This window comes from Ruegeria sp. H3 (assembly GCF_056533095.1).
The window spans coordinates 66,200-81,399 of the sequence record NZ_JBQFOD010000006.1 but is presented as its reverse complement, the minus strand read 5'-3'; the positions used below and the strand labels follow the sequence as shown (position 1 = coordinate 81,399).

At 58.8% G+C, this 15,200-nt stretch carries 17 protein-coding genes; 4 read left to right on the top strand and 13 right to left on the bottom strand.

Annotated features, from left to right (window positions below; all coding sequences use genetic code 11):
* Positions 1 to 31: 31 nt before the first annotated feature.
* From tolB to ruvC, 9 genes are all read right to left on the bottom strand, one after another.
* On the bottom strand, positions 32 to 1,351 hold the full coding sequence (gene tolB, locus ACR0JE_RS09120; protein WP_480863950.1) for a Tol-Pal system beta propeller repeat protein TolB: 1,320 nt from the start codon (positions 1,349 to 1,351) through the stop codon (positions 32 to 34).
* The gene (locus tag ACR0JE_RS09115; RefSeq protein WP_480863949.1) at positions 1,348 to 2,445 is read right to left on the bottom strand and encodes an energy transducer TonB; all 1,098 of its coding nucleotides are present in this window, start codon (positions 2,443 to 2,445) and stop codon (positions 1,348 to 1,350) included. The genes tolB and ACR0JE_RS09115 overlap by 4 nt, the downstream gene beginning before the upstream one ends.
* A gap of 15 nt (positions 2,446 to 2,460) precedes the next feature.
* On the bottom strand, positions 2,461 to 2,931 hold the full coding sequence (gene tolR, locus ACR0JE_RS09110; protein ID WP_170531045.1) for a protein TolR: 471 nt from the start codon (positions 2,929 to 2,931) through the stop codon (positions 2,461 to 2,463).
* Between the two features lie 3 nt (positions 2,932 to 2,934).
* The gene (gene tolQ, locus ACR0JE_RS09105; RefSeq protein WP_353012465.1) at positions 2,935 to 3,630 is read right to left on the bottom strand and encodes a protein TolQ; all 696 of its coding nucleotides are present in this window, start codon (positions 3,628 to 3,630) and stop codon (positions 2,935 to 2,937) included.
* A 111-nt stretch (positions 3,631 to 3,741) separates the two neighbouring features.
* On the bottom strand, positions 3,742 to 4,125 hold the full coding sequence (ybgC, locus tag ACR0JE_RS09100; RefSeq protein ID WP_170531048.1) for a tol-pal system-associated acyl-CoA thioesterase: 384 nt from the start codon (positions 4,123 to 4,125) through the stop codon (positions 3,742 to 3,744).
* Complete coding sequence (locus ACR0JE_RS09095; protein WP_480542010.1) at positions 4,122 to 4,745, bottom strand: hypothetical protein; 624 nt, start codon at positions 4,743 to 4,745, stop codon at positions 4,122 to 4,124. The genes ybgC and ACR0JE_RS09095 overlap by 4 nt, the downstream gene beginning before the upstream one ends.
* Before the next feature lie 65 nt (positions 4,746 to 4,810).
* Positions 4,811 to 5,830, bottom strand: coding sequence for a Holliday junction branch migration DNA helicase RuvB (gene ruvB, locus ACR0JE_RS09090; protein ID WP_480542008.1), 1,020 nt, complete (start codon positions 5,828 to 5,830; stop codon positions 4,811 to 4,813).
* A 4-nt stretch (positions 5,831 to 5,834) separates the two neighbouring features.
* Positions 5,835 to 6,512, bottom strand: coding sequence for a Holliday junction branch migration protein RuvA (gene ruvA / locus ACR0JE_RS09085; protein WP_480863948.1), 678 nt, complete (start codon positions 6,510 to 6,512; stop codon positions 5,835 to 5,837).
* Complete coding sequence (gene ruvC, locus ACR0JE_RS09080) at positions 6,509 to 7,006, bottom strand: crossover junction endodeoxyribonuclease RuvC (protein WP_353012451.1); 498 nt, start codon at positions 7,004 to 7,006, stop codon at positions 6,509 to 6,511. The genes ruvA and ruvC overlap by 4 nt, the downstream gene beginning before the upstream one ends.
* Positions 7,007 to 7,349: 343 nt before the next feature.
* On the opposite strand from ruvC, the gene ACR0JE_RS09075 reads away from it, so the two are divergent.
* A complete protein-coding gene (locus ACR0JE_RS09075) occupies positions 7,350 to 7,565 on the top strand; it encodes a DUF1127 domain-containing protein (protein ID WP_480542002.1) in 216 nt (71 codons plus the stop codon).
* A 111-nt stretch (positions 7,566 to 7,676) separates the two neighbouring features.
* Here the strand turns inward: ACR0JE_RS09075 and ACR0JE_RS09070 are convergent, their stop codons facing one another.
* The 4 genes from ACR0JE_RS09070 to ACR0JE_RS09055 all read right to left on the bottom strand — a co-directional run bounded on the left by ACR0JE_RS09070 (position 7,677) and on the right by ACR0JE_RS09055 (position 12,577).
* The gene (locus ACR0JE_RS09070) at positions 7,677 to 8,021 is read right to left on the bottom strand and encodes a hypothetical protein (protein ID WP_170531059.1); all 345 of its coding nucleotides are present in this window, start codon (positions 8,019 to 8,021) and stop codon (positions 7,677 to 7,679) included.
* Between the two features lie 102 nt (positions 8,022 to 8,123).
* On the bottom strand, positions 8,124 to 9,002 hold the full coding sequence (locus ACR0JE_RS09065) for a 50S ribosomal protein L11 methyltransferase (protein WP_480863947.1): 879 nt from the start codon (positions 9,000 to 9,002) through the stop codon (positions 8,124 to 8,126).
* 66 nt (positions 9,003 to 9,068) lie between these two features.
* On the bottom strand, positions 9,069 to 10,301 hold the full coding sequence (locus ACR0JE_RS09060) for an MFS transporter (protein WP_480863946.1): 1,233 nt from the start codon (positions 10,299 to 10,301) through the stop codon (positions 9,069 to 9,071).
* A gap of 80 nt (positions 10,302 to 10,381) precedes the next feature.
* Positions 10,382 to 12,577, bottom strand: coding sequence for a primosomal protein N' (locus ACR0JE_RS09055; protein ID WP_480863945.1), 2,196 nt, complete (start codon positions 12,575 to 12,577; stop codon positions 10,382 to 10,384).
* A gap of 88 nt (positions 12,578 to 12,665) precedes the next feature.
* Here ACR0JE_RS09055 and fsa point away from each other — a divergent pair, with 88 nt between their 5' ends.
* From fsa to ACR0JE_RS09040, 3 genes are all read left to right on the top strand, one after another.
* Entirely contained in the window at positions 12,666 to 13,319 is a 654-nt protein-coding gene (gene fsa / locus ACR0JE_RS09050; protein WP_353012436.1) for a fructose-6-phosphate aldolase, read from the top strand.
* Positions 13,320 to 13,518: 199 nt separating this feature from the next.
* A complete protein-coding gene (locus tag ACR0JE_RS09045; RefSeq protein ID WP_480546408.1) occupies positions 13,519 to 14,226 on the top strand; it encodes a DUF484 family protein in 708 nt (235 codons plus the stop codon).
* The gene (locus ACR0JE_RS09040) at positions 14,223 to 15,143 is read left to right on the top strand and encodes a tyrosine recombinase XerC (RefSeq protein ID WP_480863944.1); all 921 of its coding nucleotides are present in this window, start codon (positions 14,223 to 14,225) and stop codon (positions 15,141 to 15,143) included. Before ACR0JE_RS09045 ends, ACR0JE_RS09040 begins: the two co-directional genes overlap by 4 nt.
* Positions 15,144 to 15,200: the final 57 nt, after the last annotated feature.

Sequence of the window (15,200 nt, the reverse complement as noted above, 5' to 3'; positions counted from 1 at the left end):
TCTTGTGAACGTTCCCGCACATCTGCAGCGATCAATTCTGTAAAGGACCCCATGACGGGTCGCTGCCACCGTCCGGTGTTCGCACTGGACGCAGGTTCCGCCCCGAAATATCCACTGAGTAGAGCGTCGCCCGACCGCTTGCACCCTGTGTCTCCCGGGTGAACATGATAACCCTCCCGTTCGGGGACCATGTTGGCCCTTCGTCCAGGAAGGACGATGTGAGCAGGCGTTCTTCGTCCCCGTTGGTGCGCATCACACCGATATGGAACCGGCCTTTGTTTTGCTTGGTGAACGCGATCAAATCTCCGCGCGGCGACCAGACGGGCGTGCCATAGCGGCCCTGACCAAAGCTGATCCGCGTTGCCTCGCCTCCGTTAGCGGGCATGACATACAGCTGTGGCGTACCCGAACGGTCGCTTTCAAACACGATCTGGCTTCCGTCTGGCGAATAGCTGGGCGCTGTTTCAATCGCGGGCGTATTAGTCAGGCGCGTACTTTGTCCCGAGGCCAGATCCATCTTCCAAAGGTCGGTGTTACCGCCCTGGATCAGCGAATATACAATTGACCTTCCATCCGGTGAGAAGCGGGGCGAGAAACTCATGGTGCCACCCTGGGTATTCAACTCCTGACGCCTTACGTTTCCCACATCCAGCACGTAGATACGCGGGCTGCCTGTTTCATAGCTGGTGTAAAGCAACCGATCCCCGGTGGGCGAAAAGCGCGGGGCCAAAACGATCGCGGAACTGTCGGTCAGGTACTGAACATTTGCCCCATCATAATCCATGATCGCCAGACGTTTCAGACGCTGGTTTTTAGGGCCGCTTTCCGAGACAAACGCCACGCGACTGTCGAAATATCCACCTTCGCCCGTAATCCGGCTATAGACCTGATCCGCAACCTTATGCGCCATGCGCCGCCACCCATCGGTGGTTCCGGCCAGCTGCAGCCCGTTGCCCAGTTCTTGACCTGAGAACACATCCCAGACCCGGAACCGTACCGTCAGCCGCTTACCCGAGACATTGACCGCCCCGGTTATCAGTGCCTGCGCATTGATCGCTTTCCAATCGGCAAACTGCACCGGTGCATCAAAGCTGCTGACGCGGCTGATGAATGCGTCCGAGGAGATTTCGCGGAACAGCCCCGTTCCAGTCAGGTCCGCCGCGACGACGCGGGAAAGATCGGCGGCGTATTGCGTCGCGGATGGCCCATCAGGCACAAAATTCGGAACCGCAAAGGGCATCGGCTCGATGATCCCTTCGTCGATCTCCAGACGCAGGGGGCCGCTCTGTGCGTAAACCGGGGCCGACATCACGGTCAGACCAAGGACGAGGCTGGTCAGAAGTTTCATCATTTGATCCGCATCCTCTCGGGATTGAAGGTAATCTCAATATCCTGCCACTGATCGTATTTGTCAGCAGGCAGATCGTATCCACGCGCACCACAGCGCAAAATTGCCCGCCTTGCGGCCTGATAAGCCTGATTTTCAGCCCCCGCCGACCCGCCAGAGCTGTCCAGCAAGCGAACACTTCCGCCTACAACCGTTCCATCACGATTGAGTGAAAACCCAACCACAACAACGACGTTCAACGCATCCGTCGACAACGAGCCGACATTCCAGCATTGCGATACCGCCACACGCATCGCATCCTTTTCACCGCTGGTCAGCGGCGGGCCGGATGGTGCGGCGGGTTCTGACAAAGCCTCGGCCAGCGCGTCGTTGATGGCATCATCATTGTTCTGCGCTGGCGCCTCAGGGGTCGGTTCCGGAGTTTCCGCCACCTCTGGTTCAGGCGCAGGGGCTGGACGATTGGGTCGTACACGTGGACGTGGCGACGTCAGAGGCGCTTGCTCATCGCTCTCCTCAGCCTCAGTCACAATCTCAGGCGCAGCCTCTTCCGGGGCGGTTTGATTCTGTTGTTCCTGCTGGGTTTCGGCACCTTCGTCCAAAGAAACGGGGGGCGTTTCCACCTCATCCGGCTTCGCCTCGGGCGGTGGTGGCGCGACGGGTTCGGGTGCGATCCGCTCAGACGGGCTGGGCTGCGCCTCGGGGCCCGGAGGCGCAACCAAGGCGGTCGTTTCCGGTTCCTTCAGTGTCGGGGGCTCTTCTGGCAGTTCCGGTTCTGGCGGAACTTCAACCGTTTCTGGTTGAACCTCGGGCTCGGGCTCAGATGGCGTTACGGGCTCGGGGCGCGGTTGTTCTTCCGGTGTCGCCTCGGGCGCGTTGGCTTCGGTCTCGGGCTCTGGCGGCTGCTCCAATATACCCGGTGAGGTCGGCACTTCGGGCGCGTTGGTCTGCGCGGTCATCGCTACAAAGTCCTCAGCCGAAATCACGGACACATCCTGCACAGCCATCGGCAAAGGTTCGGACCGGAAGGTGCCGCCGAACAGCGCCAAGCTGATTAGCCCGACATGCGCAATCGCCGAGATTTTGGTGCCGGTATCCACCGCGCGACCCCACCTTTACCCATCGTCCAGCGTCGGCCCGCCGGTATCCGTCACAAGACCCACATTCGAAAACCCGCCCGCATTCAACGCGCCCATGACCTGCATCACCTGTGCATAGGGGATTGCTCCGTCAGCGCGCAGAAAGACCCGATCGCTGCTGCGCTCGGCTGCAATGGCACGTAGCCTTCCGATCAATTCCTCGCGCTGAATATCGGTGGTCTGAATTTGAATACGGCCATCAGCAGTCAGCGTGACGGTCAGCGGTTCTTCACTATCGCCGGGCAAAGCACTTGCGGCAGTCTTGGGCAGATCGACAGGCACCCCGACGGTCAGCAGAGGCGCTGCCACCATGAAGATGATCAGCAGCACCAGCATGACATCGACAAAAGGCGTCACGTTGATCTCGGCCATTGGTTGCGCGCGACCACGCCGCCGTCCGCGTCTGCGCCCATTGCTGCCAGAGTTCTGCTGAACCGCCGCGCCCATCGCTCAGCCGTCCAACTGACGCGACAGGATAGTGGCGAATTCATCTGCAAAGGCCTCGTAACCGCCAACGATCCGATCGCTATCGGCACTGAGCTTGTTGTAAAAAATCACCGCCGGGATCGCGGCCAACAGGCCTAGACCGGTCGCCAACAACGCCTCGGCAATGCCGGGAGCGACAACGGCAAGGTTGGTGTTCTGCTGCTCGGCAATCTCGATAAAGGCGTTCATGATGCCCCAGACCGTACCGAACAGACCTATGAACGGCGCGGTCGAGCCGACGGTCGCCAGAATAGGCAGCCCTTTCTGCAAGGTCTCCGCCTCCTTTGCGATGGCGACATCCATCGATCGATCAATCCGGGCCGTTGCGCCTGCGATCAACCCGCCATCGGTGCGATGCGATCTGCGCCATTCGATCATTCCGGCGGCGAATATCTTCTCGGAACTGCCGTCAGGCTGCGAGCCGATCTGCTCGAACAGCTCATCCAACGGGTTGCCAGACCAGAAATGTTCATCAAACACCTGCGCTTCGCGCCGAGCCGCGCGATAGTTGATGAGTTTTTGGATGATAATGCCCCAGGACCAGATCGATGCCGCGATCAGCATCAACATCACCAGTTTGACGATAAAGGTCGCGCGGGCATACAGCCCCCACATGGAGAAATCGATCTCCTGCGCCAGCGCCAGCGTTTCAGCTTCCATGAACCTGCTCTTTGTTTTTGCCTGAATGGCCGTTGATTTGGCCTTGTTTTGCCAAACGCTATCGCAGTTGGGGCTGAAAAGCCAACAGAACCACCCCAGGTCCACAAATTGTTACATCAATGCGCGAATCTCTGCCGGAAGGCGCACGGGCTTGCCCTGCGCATTCATGCACACCGCGGTAACCTCAGCCCGGAAAATCTCGGTCTCACCCCGTTTCACCAGCTGCGACATGGTCAGCCGTGCGCCAGAGAGCGAAACCATCTCGGTTTCCACAACCAGCTCATCCTCGAACCGCGCTGCGGCCAGATAGTCCGCCTCGACGCGCCGTACGACCCAAACAATGCCCTGTTCCCGCATCGCATTCTGGTCATTGCCCAGTTTTCGCACCCAATCGGAGCGGGCGCGCTCGATATATCGCAGGTAATTTGCGTGATAGACGACGCCGCCCATATCGGTGTCTTCATAATACACGCGAACCGGGTAGGTGTGTTTCATTGCAATGTCTCCAACCGGGCAAACAGACGTAAAGCATGCGAGGCATCCTGCGCCGACCCCGGCAAAATCGGATCATACGCGGCGCGGATCAGTGCAGCAATATCCGGCCGCAGGATCGTGGCCCCTGCCGTAATTGCCAGCGGCGATTGCGCCCGAAACGCGGTATCCGACCACAACAGGATCGTCTGCACCACCTGACTAAGCGCAAGGGTTTCCGCAGGCACCTTGGACAATTCCTTATCCATGCGAAGGAAAACAAACGCGGCGCGGATCGCGCCATCCTCTTCGAACCGGAATATCCGGTATTGATTGGCCTCAGCGGCCAACAACCGGTCGACCAATGGCCCGAGGCCGGGGATCAGACGATCCAGATCCGGCACCTCAAGCAGTTCCTGCCAGTCGCGGAAAAAGAATACCATGCAATTGGCACCCAGTTCTGGGTCAGTTTCAGCCATCTTGTGACCGGCCAATGTCACAACCGCCTCAAACGCGCCTTTGACGGTGGACAGGGTTTCATCCTCAACCCCAAACACGATGGGCACGATGGGTCGCCCCCAACGCGCAAACAGAAACTCGCCGCTTTCACGGGTAAACAGCGCTTCGATCTCGTCCGGAGTCACGCTCAGCCCTTTTGTCTTTCTGAAAATACTCTCACTGAGAGGCATAAAATCTTAAGTGCGTCGCTTCAACAAAACAGATCGCTCTGGCCGCGAGGCGGGGCAATTCCCAGATGTGTCCACGCTTTTTGCGCCAACATCCGCCCACGCGGGGTGCGTTGGATCAAACCTTGCTGCAACAGATAGGGCTCGATCACCTCTTCGAGCGAATCCCGGCTCTCTGACAGCGCAGCCGAGAGCGTTTCGATACCGACCGGACCACCCGCATAGTTCTCGGCGATTAGCTTCAGATACCGCCGGTCGGCCCCATCCAGCCCCAGATTATCGACCCCCAAACGCGTCAACGCTCCATCGGCCAATTCCCGCGTGATCCGGCCATCGCCTTCGACGATGGCAAAATCGACCACCCGGCGCAGTAACCGCCCAGCGATCCGGGGTGTCCCGCGTGACCGGCGTGCAATCTCACGTGCGCCGTCCTCATCCGCCGGAGCGCCCAGTTTGCGGGCGTTGCGGGTGACGATCTCGTGCAATTCATCCACCGTATAAAACTGCAAGCGTGTCGGAATGCCGAACCGGTCCCTAAGCGGTGTCGTCAGCAAACCCATCCGTGTAGTCGCCCCGACAAGCGTGAACGGCTGCAACTCGATCCGAACCGTCCGCGCAGCGGGGCCTTCGCCAATGACCAGATCCAGCTCAAAATCCTCCATCGCGGGATAGAGCACTTCTTCAACCGCCGGGTTCAGACGGTGTATCTCGTCGATGAACAGCACATCGCGCGATTCCAGATTGGTCAGGATCGCCGCCAGGTCACCTGCTTTGGCCAGAACCGGGCCGGATGTCATGCGAAAGTTTACGCCCAACTCACGCGCCATGATCTGAGCCAGCGTGGTTTTCCCTAAGCCCGGAGGGCCATGGAACAACGTATGATCCATCGCCTCACCCCGCTGCTTGGCCGATTGGATGAAGATGCGCAGGTTAGCGCGTGCCTCGGCTTGCCCGATGAACTCGTCCAAACCCTGCGGGCGCAATGCGCGGTCATTATCCTCGGGCAGAGGGTCGGGGCGCAGGGTGGGATCAGCGTCTACCATTCACTCAGCCCTTTGGTGCCAGCAATTTCAGTGCTGCGCGGATCAATTCAGCCTCACTCGGCTCCGGCAGGCTCGCCGCCGCTTCGGCCACGGCCGAGGCGGACTCGGACGGGCCATAGCCCAGATTTGACAGCGCAGACAGCGCGCCCGCAGATGCCGCTGCTGACCCCGAGGCCGGTTTCGCCACGCGTTTCGGCGCAGGGGCGGGTTCAGTCAGTTCAACCACCTCAAGCGCGGGGCCATCCATCGCCTCGGTTACCGTGCCGCCCATGGCCATGACGCCCGGGGCCTTGTCTTTGAGATCTAATACAATTCGCTGCGCAGTCTTCGGTCCAACGCCCTTGGCTGCTTTCACTGCCGCCCAATCGCCCAGGGCAATCGCGCGGCTGACCCCATCGGGACCAAGCGCCGACAGAATAGCCAAGGATACCTTCGCCCCAACGCCCTGAACCGAGCAGAGCAACCGGTGCCACTCCTTTTCGACCAGAGATAGGAACCCATAGAGCTGCATCAGGTCCTCGCGCACGACCATATCGGTGTAGATCGAGACCGCCTCACCCACCCCCGGTAGGGCTGCCATGGTCCGGTCGGAGCAATAGACAATGTAACCGACCCCACGCACATCGATCAGGACATGATCCGCTGCGCGATAGTCCAAACGCCCTGTCAGCTTACCGATCATGCCCCGACCTCTTTCAACCGCGATTGCTGCGTCTTGCCGTAATACGCATGACAAATCGCAATCGCCAGCGCATCCGCCGCATCTGCGCCTTTTGGTGAACAGCCGGGCAGTTGCAGTTTGACCATGTGCAGAACCTGCTCCTTCTCGGCATGGCCAACACCAACCACGGTCTTCTTGACCCGGTTGGGCGCGTATTCCCCCACCGGCAAACCCGCCTGAGCCAACGTCAACAGCGCCACACCCCGCGCTTGGCCCAGCTTAAGGGTCCCTGCCCCGTCCTTGTTCACAAAAGTCTGTTCGATGGCAGCCTGATCCGGCTGATGCTCGGCAATCACTTCGACAATCTGGTTATGCAACGACAGCAGCCGCTCACCCAGATCGTCGCCATCTGATTTGCATAACCCGTTCGCAACATGGCTCAGGCGGCTGCCATGCGATTCGATGACGCCCCATCCCAAGGTTCTCAACCCCGGATCAATGCCCAAAATTCGCATGTTGTGCCTCGGCCTGCTCGGGTTATGTGATCTTTTTTCAACGCCTAGCACGAAGCGTGAACATTTTCCAAGCGAATTGGTCCATGGACAAAAACCGACAGCTTTGTCCTGCCAACGACACCACGCGTCGATTGCGACTTCGAATAATCTGTTTTCGACCAGTTTATGAACGCGAATTAACCAATAATTTAAGCGAATTACGGCTTAAACATGTTGAAGATGAGGCTTGCAATTATTGCATAGGAAATATGCAAAAAATGATCTTGTGCAGGCGATTTGGCAGCACTAAATGCCCGGCAGATCGCAAGATCGATATGAAACACAAACCAGAAGGAAACAGGATATGGCTGCACTGGACACCACCCGCATCGCCACCACTGGCTCGTTCGGCCTCGTTGGCCGTATCGGCGCGCTTTTTGCATCGGCATTCAATGTCGTTGCTGAATGGAACGACGCCCGCGCAACACGCAAAGCGCTGACTGGCCTGACGGACCGCGAGCTGGAAGATATCGGCCTGTGCCGTGGCGACATCGATATGATCGCCGAAGGCCGCCGTTAAGACGACGACAACATAACTGCCCCTTCTCCTCCCTATGGGGCAAAAAGAAAACACCGCGTGCTGATCAGCGCGCGGTGTTTTTCTATTCTGGACGTCTAAAGCAGGGCTGTATCAGTAGAGAACCTTGTTCAACTGAACCGCCAGCGCTTCGGACAAGGGATCGATCTGCATGACCCAGGCACCAGCCTGTTCAACCGATGTGCCCTGATTCAGGCTATCGATCCGAAACTGATAGCCTGTCGGCCCGAGGCTGGAGAGCAGGAACGCTTTGAATCCGAAAAAGCCAAGCAAGCAAAAGACTAACACTTTAGCCGGAACAGCTGATCGAACACGCTGTGGTTTCATAACAACCAAGCCATCCTTGCGCATCGTCGCGCGATAGCCTCGGCTCATCTTGTGATGCTTCTTGTTCAGGCGATGTACGCGCTGACTAAATTCCAGTTGTTTTGTCGTCATGGCAGCCTCCACAAAACCGCCCCCCATCGAGTTGATCAAAAAACGGTAAGTAGAGAATGCGACAAAACCGTGGCAAAAATCCACAAAACTCCTGCAAATGGTCTAAATTGGGCCCTGTTTGCTTAAGATTAGCGTCGTCCATTCACCAATCTCACTTCTGTCAGCCAGATTAAATCCATTCTGGGAATAAACGGACACGACATCATCAGCCTGTTCATTGAGGATTCCCGACAGAATTGCGTACCCCCCCGTACAGAGATTCGCGGCAATTTCCGGTGATAAGGCCACCAGCGGGCCCTTGAGGATATTTGCAAATATCAGGTCATACGGCGCGGCAGATTTGAGCTCAGGATGGTCGAACCCCGCCGCTTCGACACAGCGCACGGCTCCGGCCATACCATTGGCCTTCAGATTGGCCTCGGCCACGTCAACCGCCACCTGATCAATGTCGCTGGCCAGAATCTCGCCATCCCACACACGTGCTGCGGCCATGGCCAGAACGGCGGTGCCACATCCGATATCGGCAACTTTCATCGCGCTGAACCTGTCATCCAGCAAACGATCCAGCGCCTTCAAACACCCAAGCGTGGTGCCGTGATGGCCTGTGCCAAACGCCATTGCGGCCTCGATAAGCAAGGGAATCCGATCCTCGGGCAGTTTGTCGGCATCGTGGCTGCCGTAGACAAAGAAGCGGCCCGCTTCAACCGGGGCCAACTCACGGCGCACATGGGCGACCCAATCGGTTTCGGGAAGCTCCGAGACAACAAAGGGCTTGGCCTCAAAGGCAGCCGCCAGCACCGCCAAGGCGGTTTCATCGGGTGCTTCGGTAAAATAGCCCCCGACTTCCCATAGGCCCGAACCGTCTTCGACCTCAAACACACCAACACCGGTGGGTTCCGGGTCCAAACGCTCCATCGCCTCACCCAGACCTTCGGCGGCAGTTTTGCCTGTCAGCGTCGTTAACGCGGTGAATGTGGGCATGGGGACCTCCTGTCTTGGTTGAGACAGCGCCTATGGCTTAGGCCCGCCAAGGTCAAGCATAGGCGCTCATTCAGCAGGGGCCGCGGCGTATTTGGACAGGATGGTTTCGTTCCCTGGCTCAGGATGGCGCGGGATGAGCAGCGATAGCAGCAGCGAGATCATCGCCATCGCAGCCGCCAGACCAAAGACGGCACCGGGCGACACGACCCAAAGCAGGCCCAGCAGCGCAGGCAGGAACACCGCCGCAATATGGTTGATGGTGAAGGCCACTGCAGCTGTTGGAGCGATATCCGCCGGGTCCGCAATCTTTTGGAAATAGGTTTTCAAAGCCAGCGCCAAAGCAAACAGAACATGGTCGATCACGTACAGGATCGCCGCCAGCAAAACGCCCCAGCCAAACCAATAGATGCCGCCATAGGCTGCAAAGACAATCGCGAGACCGGCATACTCGAAGATCAACGTGCGGCGCTCGCCAAACGTGGCCACCGCCTTGCCCAGCATCGGTGCGGCGGCCATGTTGATGACGAGATTGATCAGGTAGAGGCTAGTCAGTTCGTGCACCTCAAACCCGAACTTCTCGACCATCATGAAGCCCGCAAAGACGACAAAGATCTGACGTCGAGCCCCAGCCATGAATTGCAGCGCATAATACAACCAGTACCGTTTGCGCAGAATAAGCTTTTTGGTCTGAGGAGTCGGCGCGTCGAACTGCGGATACGCAAGCAAGCAGAACAGGGCCAACAATGCGGTTACACCCCCGGCGGCCCAAAACACGGTGTTGTAGGACAGATCGAACCGATCCCATGTCAACACGATCAGCCCATAGACCACCGCCGTCGCAGCCGACCCCATGGCCACAAGCCAGCCCAGAACCTGCGGGGCCCTATCCTTGGGCAACCATTGCAGCTGAAGCGACTGGTTTACAGTTTCGTAGTAATGAAAGCCGATTGAGCTAAACAAAGTCACGAATAGCAACCCGCCTAGGCTGGGGAACCATGCCGTCACCGCCGTCGCCACACCCAGCATCATCAGCGAGATCATGGCCAGCACTTGCTCGCGGACGAAAATGATCACCGCAATCACGCCAACCGCCAGAAAGCCCGGGATTTCGCGTACCGTGTGCAATAGACCGATATCTGCGCCATCAAAATTGGCCACTTCGATGACGAAATTGTTCAGCAAGGCACTCCAGCCATTGAACGCGATCGGCATCGTCATCGCCATCACAAACAAAAGCGTGATGGGGCGACGCCAGAATGGCAGGCTTTGCGCCTCGGCAAGGGGCATGGGTTTCAGCATGAGAGTCCCTCTACGCCCATTTATCAGGTTTGGCGAGAGGAAAGCACTGAGCGCACAATGGGTCTGCGCAGGTGCAGAGATCAGTAGAAACTTTGCGGGTCGATATCGACCGTCAGGCGAATATCACCTTTCAGCCTCAGCGGCGCGATCCAGCGCACGATACCGTCTTGTATCGGAGCGCCTTTCGGGGCCTTAACCAACAGACGCACTCGGTGACGTCCGCGAATACGCGCTATTGGAGCCGGAGCCGGGCCATAGACCTGCGCCCCGATCTCGCGTAGTGGCCCATCATTGCGGGCCATGGCATTGCCGATATCGAACACCGGACCAACCTCGGGTCCGGACAAGACGATACCCGCCATGCGCCCATAGGGCGGTACACCTGCGGCTTGGCGCGCGGCGGCTTCGGTTTTCCAGAACCCTTCCTCGTCCCCCGACAAGATCGCCCGGATCACCGGATGTTCGGGTTGAAAGGTTTGCAACAAGGCTTGACCCGGTTTATCCGCACGCCCTGCTCGGCCCGCCACCTGTCGCATCAATTGAAAGGTGCGCTCGGCGGCGCGCAGGTCGGCCCCATGCAGGCTAAGGTCTGCATCAATGACACCGACCAATGTCAGCTTGGGGAAGTTATGCCCCTTGGCCACCAGTTGGGTGCCGATGATGATATCCGCCTCCCCTGCGGCAATCTCCTCGATCTTTGCCTTCAACGCCCGGGCCGATCCGAAAAGATCCGAACTCAGCATGGTGATGTTGGCGTCAGGAAAGGTGGCTTCGGCCTCCTCCGCCAGCCGTTCGATCCCCGGCCCCACCGGCGCCAGTTTGCCCTCGACCCCGCACCATGGACAAACGTCGGGCATCGGTTTGGTCTCACCACACTGATGGCACATGAGGCGTTTGAGAAAACGATGTTCCACCATCCGTGCATCGCAATGATCGCATGCAATTTGGCTGCCGCAAGCTCGGCACAAGGTGACCGGCGCATAGCCGCGGCGGTTTATGAACAGCAGGGACTGTTCACCATTCTCGATCCGTTGTTGCACGGCCTGCCGCAAGGACGGTGAGATCCAGCTGTTGGGTTGCAGCGGTTCGGCCCGCATATCAATTGACCTCATTTCGGGCAGCATCGCCGCGCCAAAGCGGGACGTCAGGTCCAACCTTTCATACTTGCCCGCCTCGGCATTTGCCCAGCTTTCTAGCGAGGGCGTCGCGCTGGCCAAAACCACGCGCGCGCCGCAAATGGCGGACCGCAAAACCGCCATATCGCGGGCGCTATAGTGCACCCCGTCTTCCTGTTTATAGGATGTGTCGTGCTCTTCATCGACCACAACAAGCCCCAGATCGCGGAAGGGCAGAAACAAAGCTGATCGCGCGCCCACGACCAGTTGCGCATCACCCTGACCAACCATGCGCCAGACCCGGCGTCGTTCAGTCATGGTTGCACCCGAATGCCATTCGGCAGGGTGGGCGCCGAACCGGGCCTCGACGCGGGTAAGGAATTCGGCGGTCAGCGCAATCTCAGGCAGCAGCACCAGAGCCTGCCGCCCCATGCGCAATGTTTCTGCGACGGCCTCCAGATACACCTCCGTCTTGCCCGAACCCGTCACGCCTTTCAGCAAAGTAGTGCCGTAATCACCTGTGCGCTGACCATCTTTCAACGAGGCGACCGCCGCGGCTTGGTCGTCCGTAAGCTGTTTGCTCGGCAAATCCGGGTTCAGATGCGGATAGGGCAGGTCACGCGGGCTGTCCTCTTCTCGAACAGAGCCCAGTTTGACCAACCCTTTGACGACAGAGGTCGTTACCCCGGCCTGCTCGGCCAGTTCTTTCAACGTGAAGGCCAGCCCGCCGTATTCTTTCAACACCTCAAGCACCCGGCCCCGAGCGTCGGTCATCCGATCCGGCTCGGCAACACCCAGGCGATAGACCTTCCGCATCGACGGCGTATCACCCAGCCCCGGTGCGCGAGTCGCCAAGCGTAACATCGCAGGCATCGGTGTCAGAGTGTAGTCCGCCACTTTCCCTAGAAACACCCGCATCTCTTCGCGCATGGGTGCAACCTCTAACACCCGGATCACGGACCGCGCCTTGGCCAGATCGAACCCGCCCTGCCCCGGTCCCCAAACTACGCCCAGCACTATTCGTGGACCCAGAGGCACCTCAACAAAGGCACCCAGAAAGCAGCCACCTTCGGGTGCCTTGTAATCCAATGTCCGGTCCAGAGGCTGCGTGGTCAGCACCGCAACCAGCTCTCCTTCGTCGAAAAATCCGTTAGCGCTCACAGCATATCCTACGCAGGGGGTTCCAGCAGGGGTCTCTTTGAGGTAAAGCCATCCGCGACCAAGGCCAACCCATCAAAGGACTGCCCGCATGAAATTCTTCGTAGACACCGCCGAGATCGACGCCATTGCCGAACTGAACGACCTGGGCATGGTGGACGGCGTAACCACCAACCCTTCGCTTATCCTGAAATCGGGCCGCGACATTCTGGAAGTCACCAAAGAGATCTGTGATCTGGTCGACGGCCCCGTGTCCGCCGAAGTTGTTGCAACCGAAGCCGACGACATGATCGCCGAAGGTCGCAAGCTGGCCAAGATCGCGCCGAACATCGCGGTCAAAGTACCGCTGACATGGGCCGGCCTGAAAACCTGTAAAACCCTCAGCGACGAAGGCCAGATGGTCAACGTGACCCTGTGTTTCTCGACCAATCAAGCAATTCTGGCAGCCAAAGCAGGCGCAACCTTCATCTCGCCCTTCATCGGTCGTCTGGACGATATCAACCTCGACGGAATGGACCTGATCGCCGACATTCGTCAGGTCTATGACAACTATGGGTTCGAGACCGAAATCCTCGCGGCGTCGATCCGCACCGTGAACCACGTGACCGACAGCGCGCGTATCGGGGCCGATGTGATCACTGCACCGCCAGCCGTGATCAAGAAACTGGCCGATCATCCTCTGACAGACAAAGGTCTTGAAACCTTCCTCGCCGATTGGGCCAAAACCGGTCAGCAAATCCTCTGATCCTTTTGCACAACCGCGTGGTGCCGACAGGCACCGCGCCCGGCCCAACTGTGCGGGGCTGATCTCTGATCAGCTCCAAACAGGCGGGAGCGCTCGCCACACGGGCCAATTATTCCACCAAAAGGTGTATTTTTCCCAAGTCAAAACCGGTTCATCATGTTATAAGCCGCCAAAACAAAAAATACCGACCGGACGGGACATGAGCAGCAACCCAAAACTTGAAGACAGCCTTCGCGCTGCGATTCTGGCCAAACCAGACGCCTTGCTGGATGACAAAGACCTGATGCAGGCATTGGTCAGCGCCAATGAACAAGCGCGCGGTGAAAACGTGATCGACTTGCGTGGCATTGCCATGCAGCGGCTCGAAGCGCGGTTGGACCGGCTGGAAGACACGCATCGTTCCGTAATTGCGGCGGCCTATGAAAACCTGGCTGGCACCAATCAGATCCATCGCGCCATTCTGCGGCTTCTCGAACCCGTTGAGTTCGAGGATTTTCTGCGCATCCTGGGCAATGAAGTTCCCGAAATTCTGCGGGTCGATCAGATCACCCTGGTTTTGGAAACCGCCATCCTGCAAGACGACCCCGCGATCGACACGCTGGGCGGTGTTCTGACGGTCGTTGAACCCGGTTACGTCAACAGATACCTCTCGCAGGATCGCGGAAGCACAGTGCGCGATGTCACCTTGCGCGAAATCCGTCAACCCAACCCACGCATCTTTGGTAGCGACGCCGACCATCTGCGGTCCGAGGCATGCCTCAAGCTGGATCTGGGTGCAGGCCGCCTGCCAGGCATGATCGTGATAGGCGCCACCGATCCGCGCCATTTCACGCCACAGCTTGGCACTGATCTTTTGGCCTTCTTCGCAGGCGTATTCGAACGCTCGATGCGCCACTGGCTGTCGTGAGCCTGATTTCACCGGCGTGCAGGGATGCCTTGCAGCATTGGCTGGAAAGCCTTGGCGCGCTGGCTGGGCGATCAGACAACACCCAGTCCGCCTATCGCGGCGATGTCACTGATTTTCTGTCCTTCATGACACTCCATCAAGGGGATCGTCAGGGGCTTGCCGCACTTGAGCGCATCTCGATCTCGGATATGCGAGCCTGGATGGCACAACTGCGCGCGGATGGGGTTGGTGCGCGGTCGCTTGCGCGCAAACTCTCGGCTGTCAAAAGTTTCTACCGATGGCTAGCTGAACGGGAAGGGTTTGAACCCACGGCCGTCCTGACCACCCGCGCGCCCAAGTTCACCAAGAAGCTGCCGCGTCCCTTGGCCGAAGACGCAGCCCGGGCCATGATCGACACGGTCGAATTGCAAGCAACATCGGATTGGGTCTCTGCGCGGGATGTGGCCGTCGTCACCCTGCTTTACGGCTGTGGGCTGCGAATATCCGAAGCCCTTACTCTGACCGGGTCAGATGCCCCATTGCCGCAAACCTTACGCATCATCGGTAAGGGTGGCAAAGAACGCATCGTCCCCGTAATCCCTGCGGCGCGTGAGGCTGTTGACCGGTATCTCCGCCTCTGCCCGCATCCTCAATCGTCGAAGGCACCGCTGTTCCGCGGTGTCCGCGGTGGCGCGTTGAACCCGCGCGCGATTCAGGGGGTGATGGCCAAAGCCCGGATGCAATTGGGTCTGCCGTCAACGGCAACACCTCATGCCATGCGGCATAGCTTCGCCACGCATCTGCTGTCTGCCGGCGGCGATCTTCGGGCCATTCAGGAACTCTTGGGGCACGCATCGCTTTCGACAACCCAAGCCTATACAGCCGTTGATACCGCGCGCTTGATGGAGGTCTACAATCGCGCTCATCCCAAGGCCTAACACTGACGAAACAGGTTTCTTGGGCAGTAGGTCACGCAACTGGGCTTTTGGTTTGCA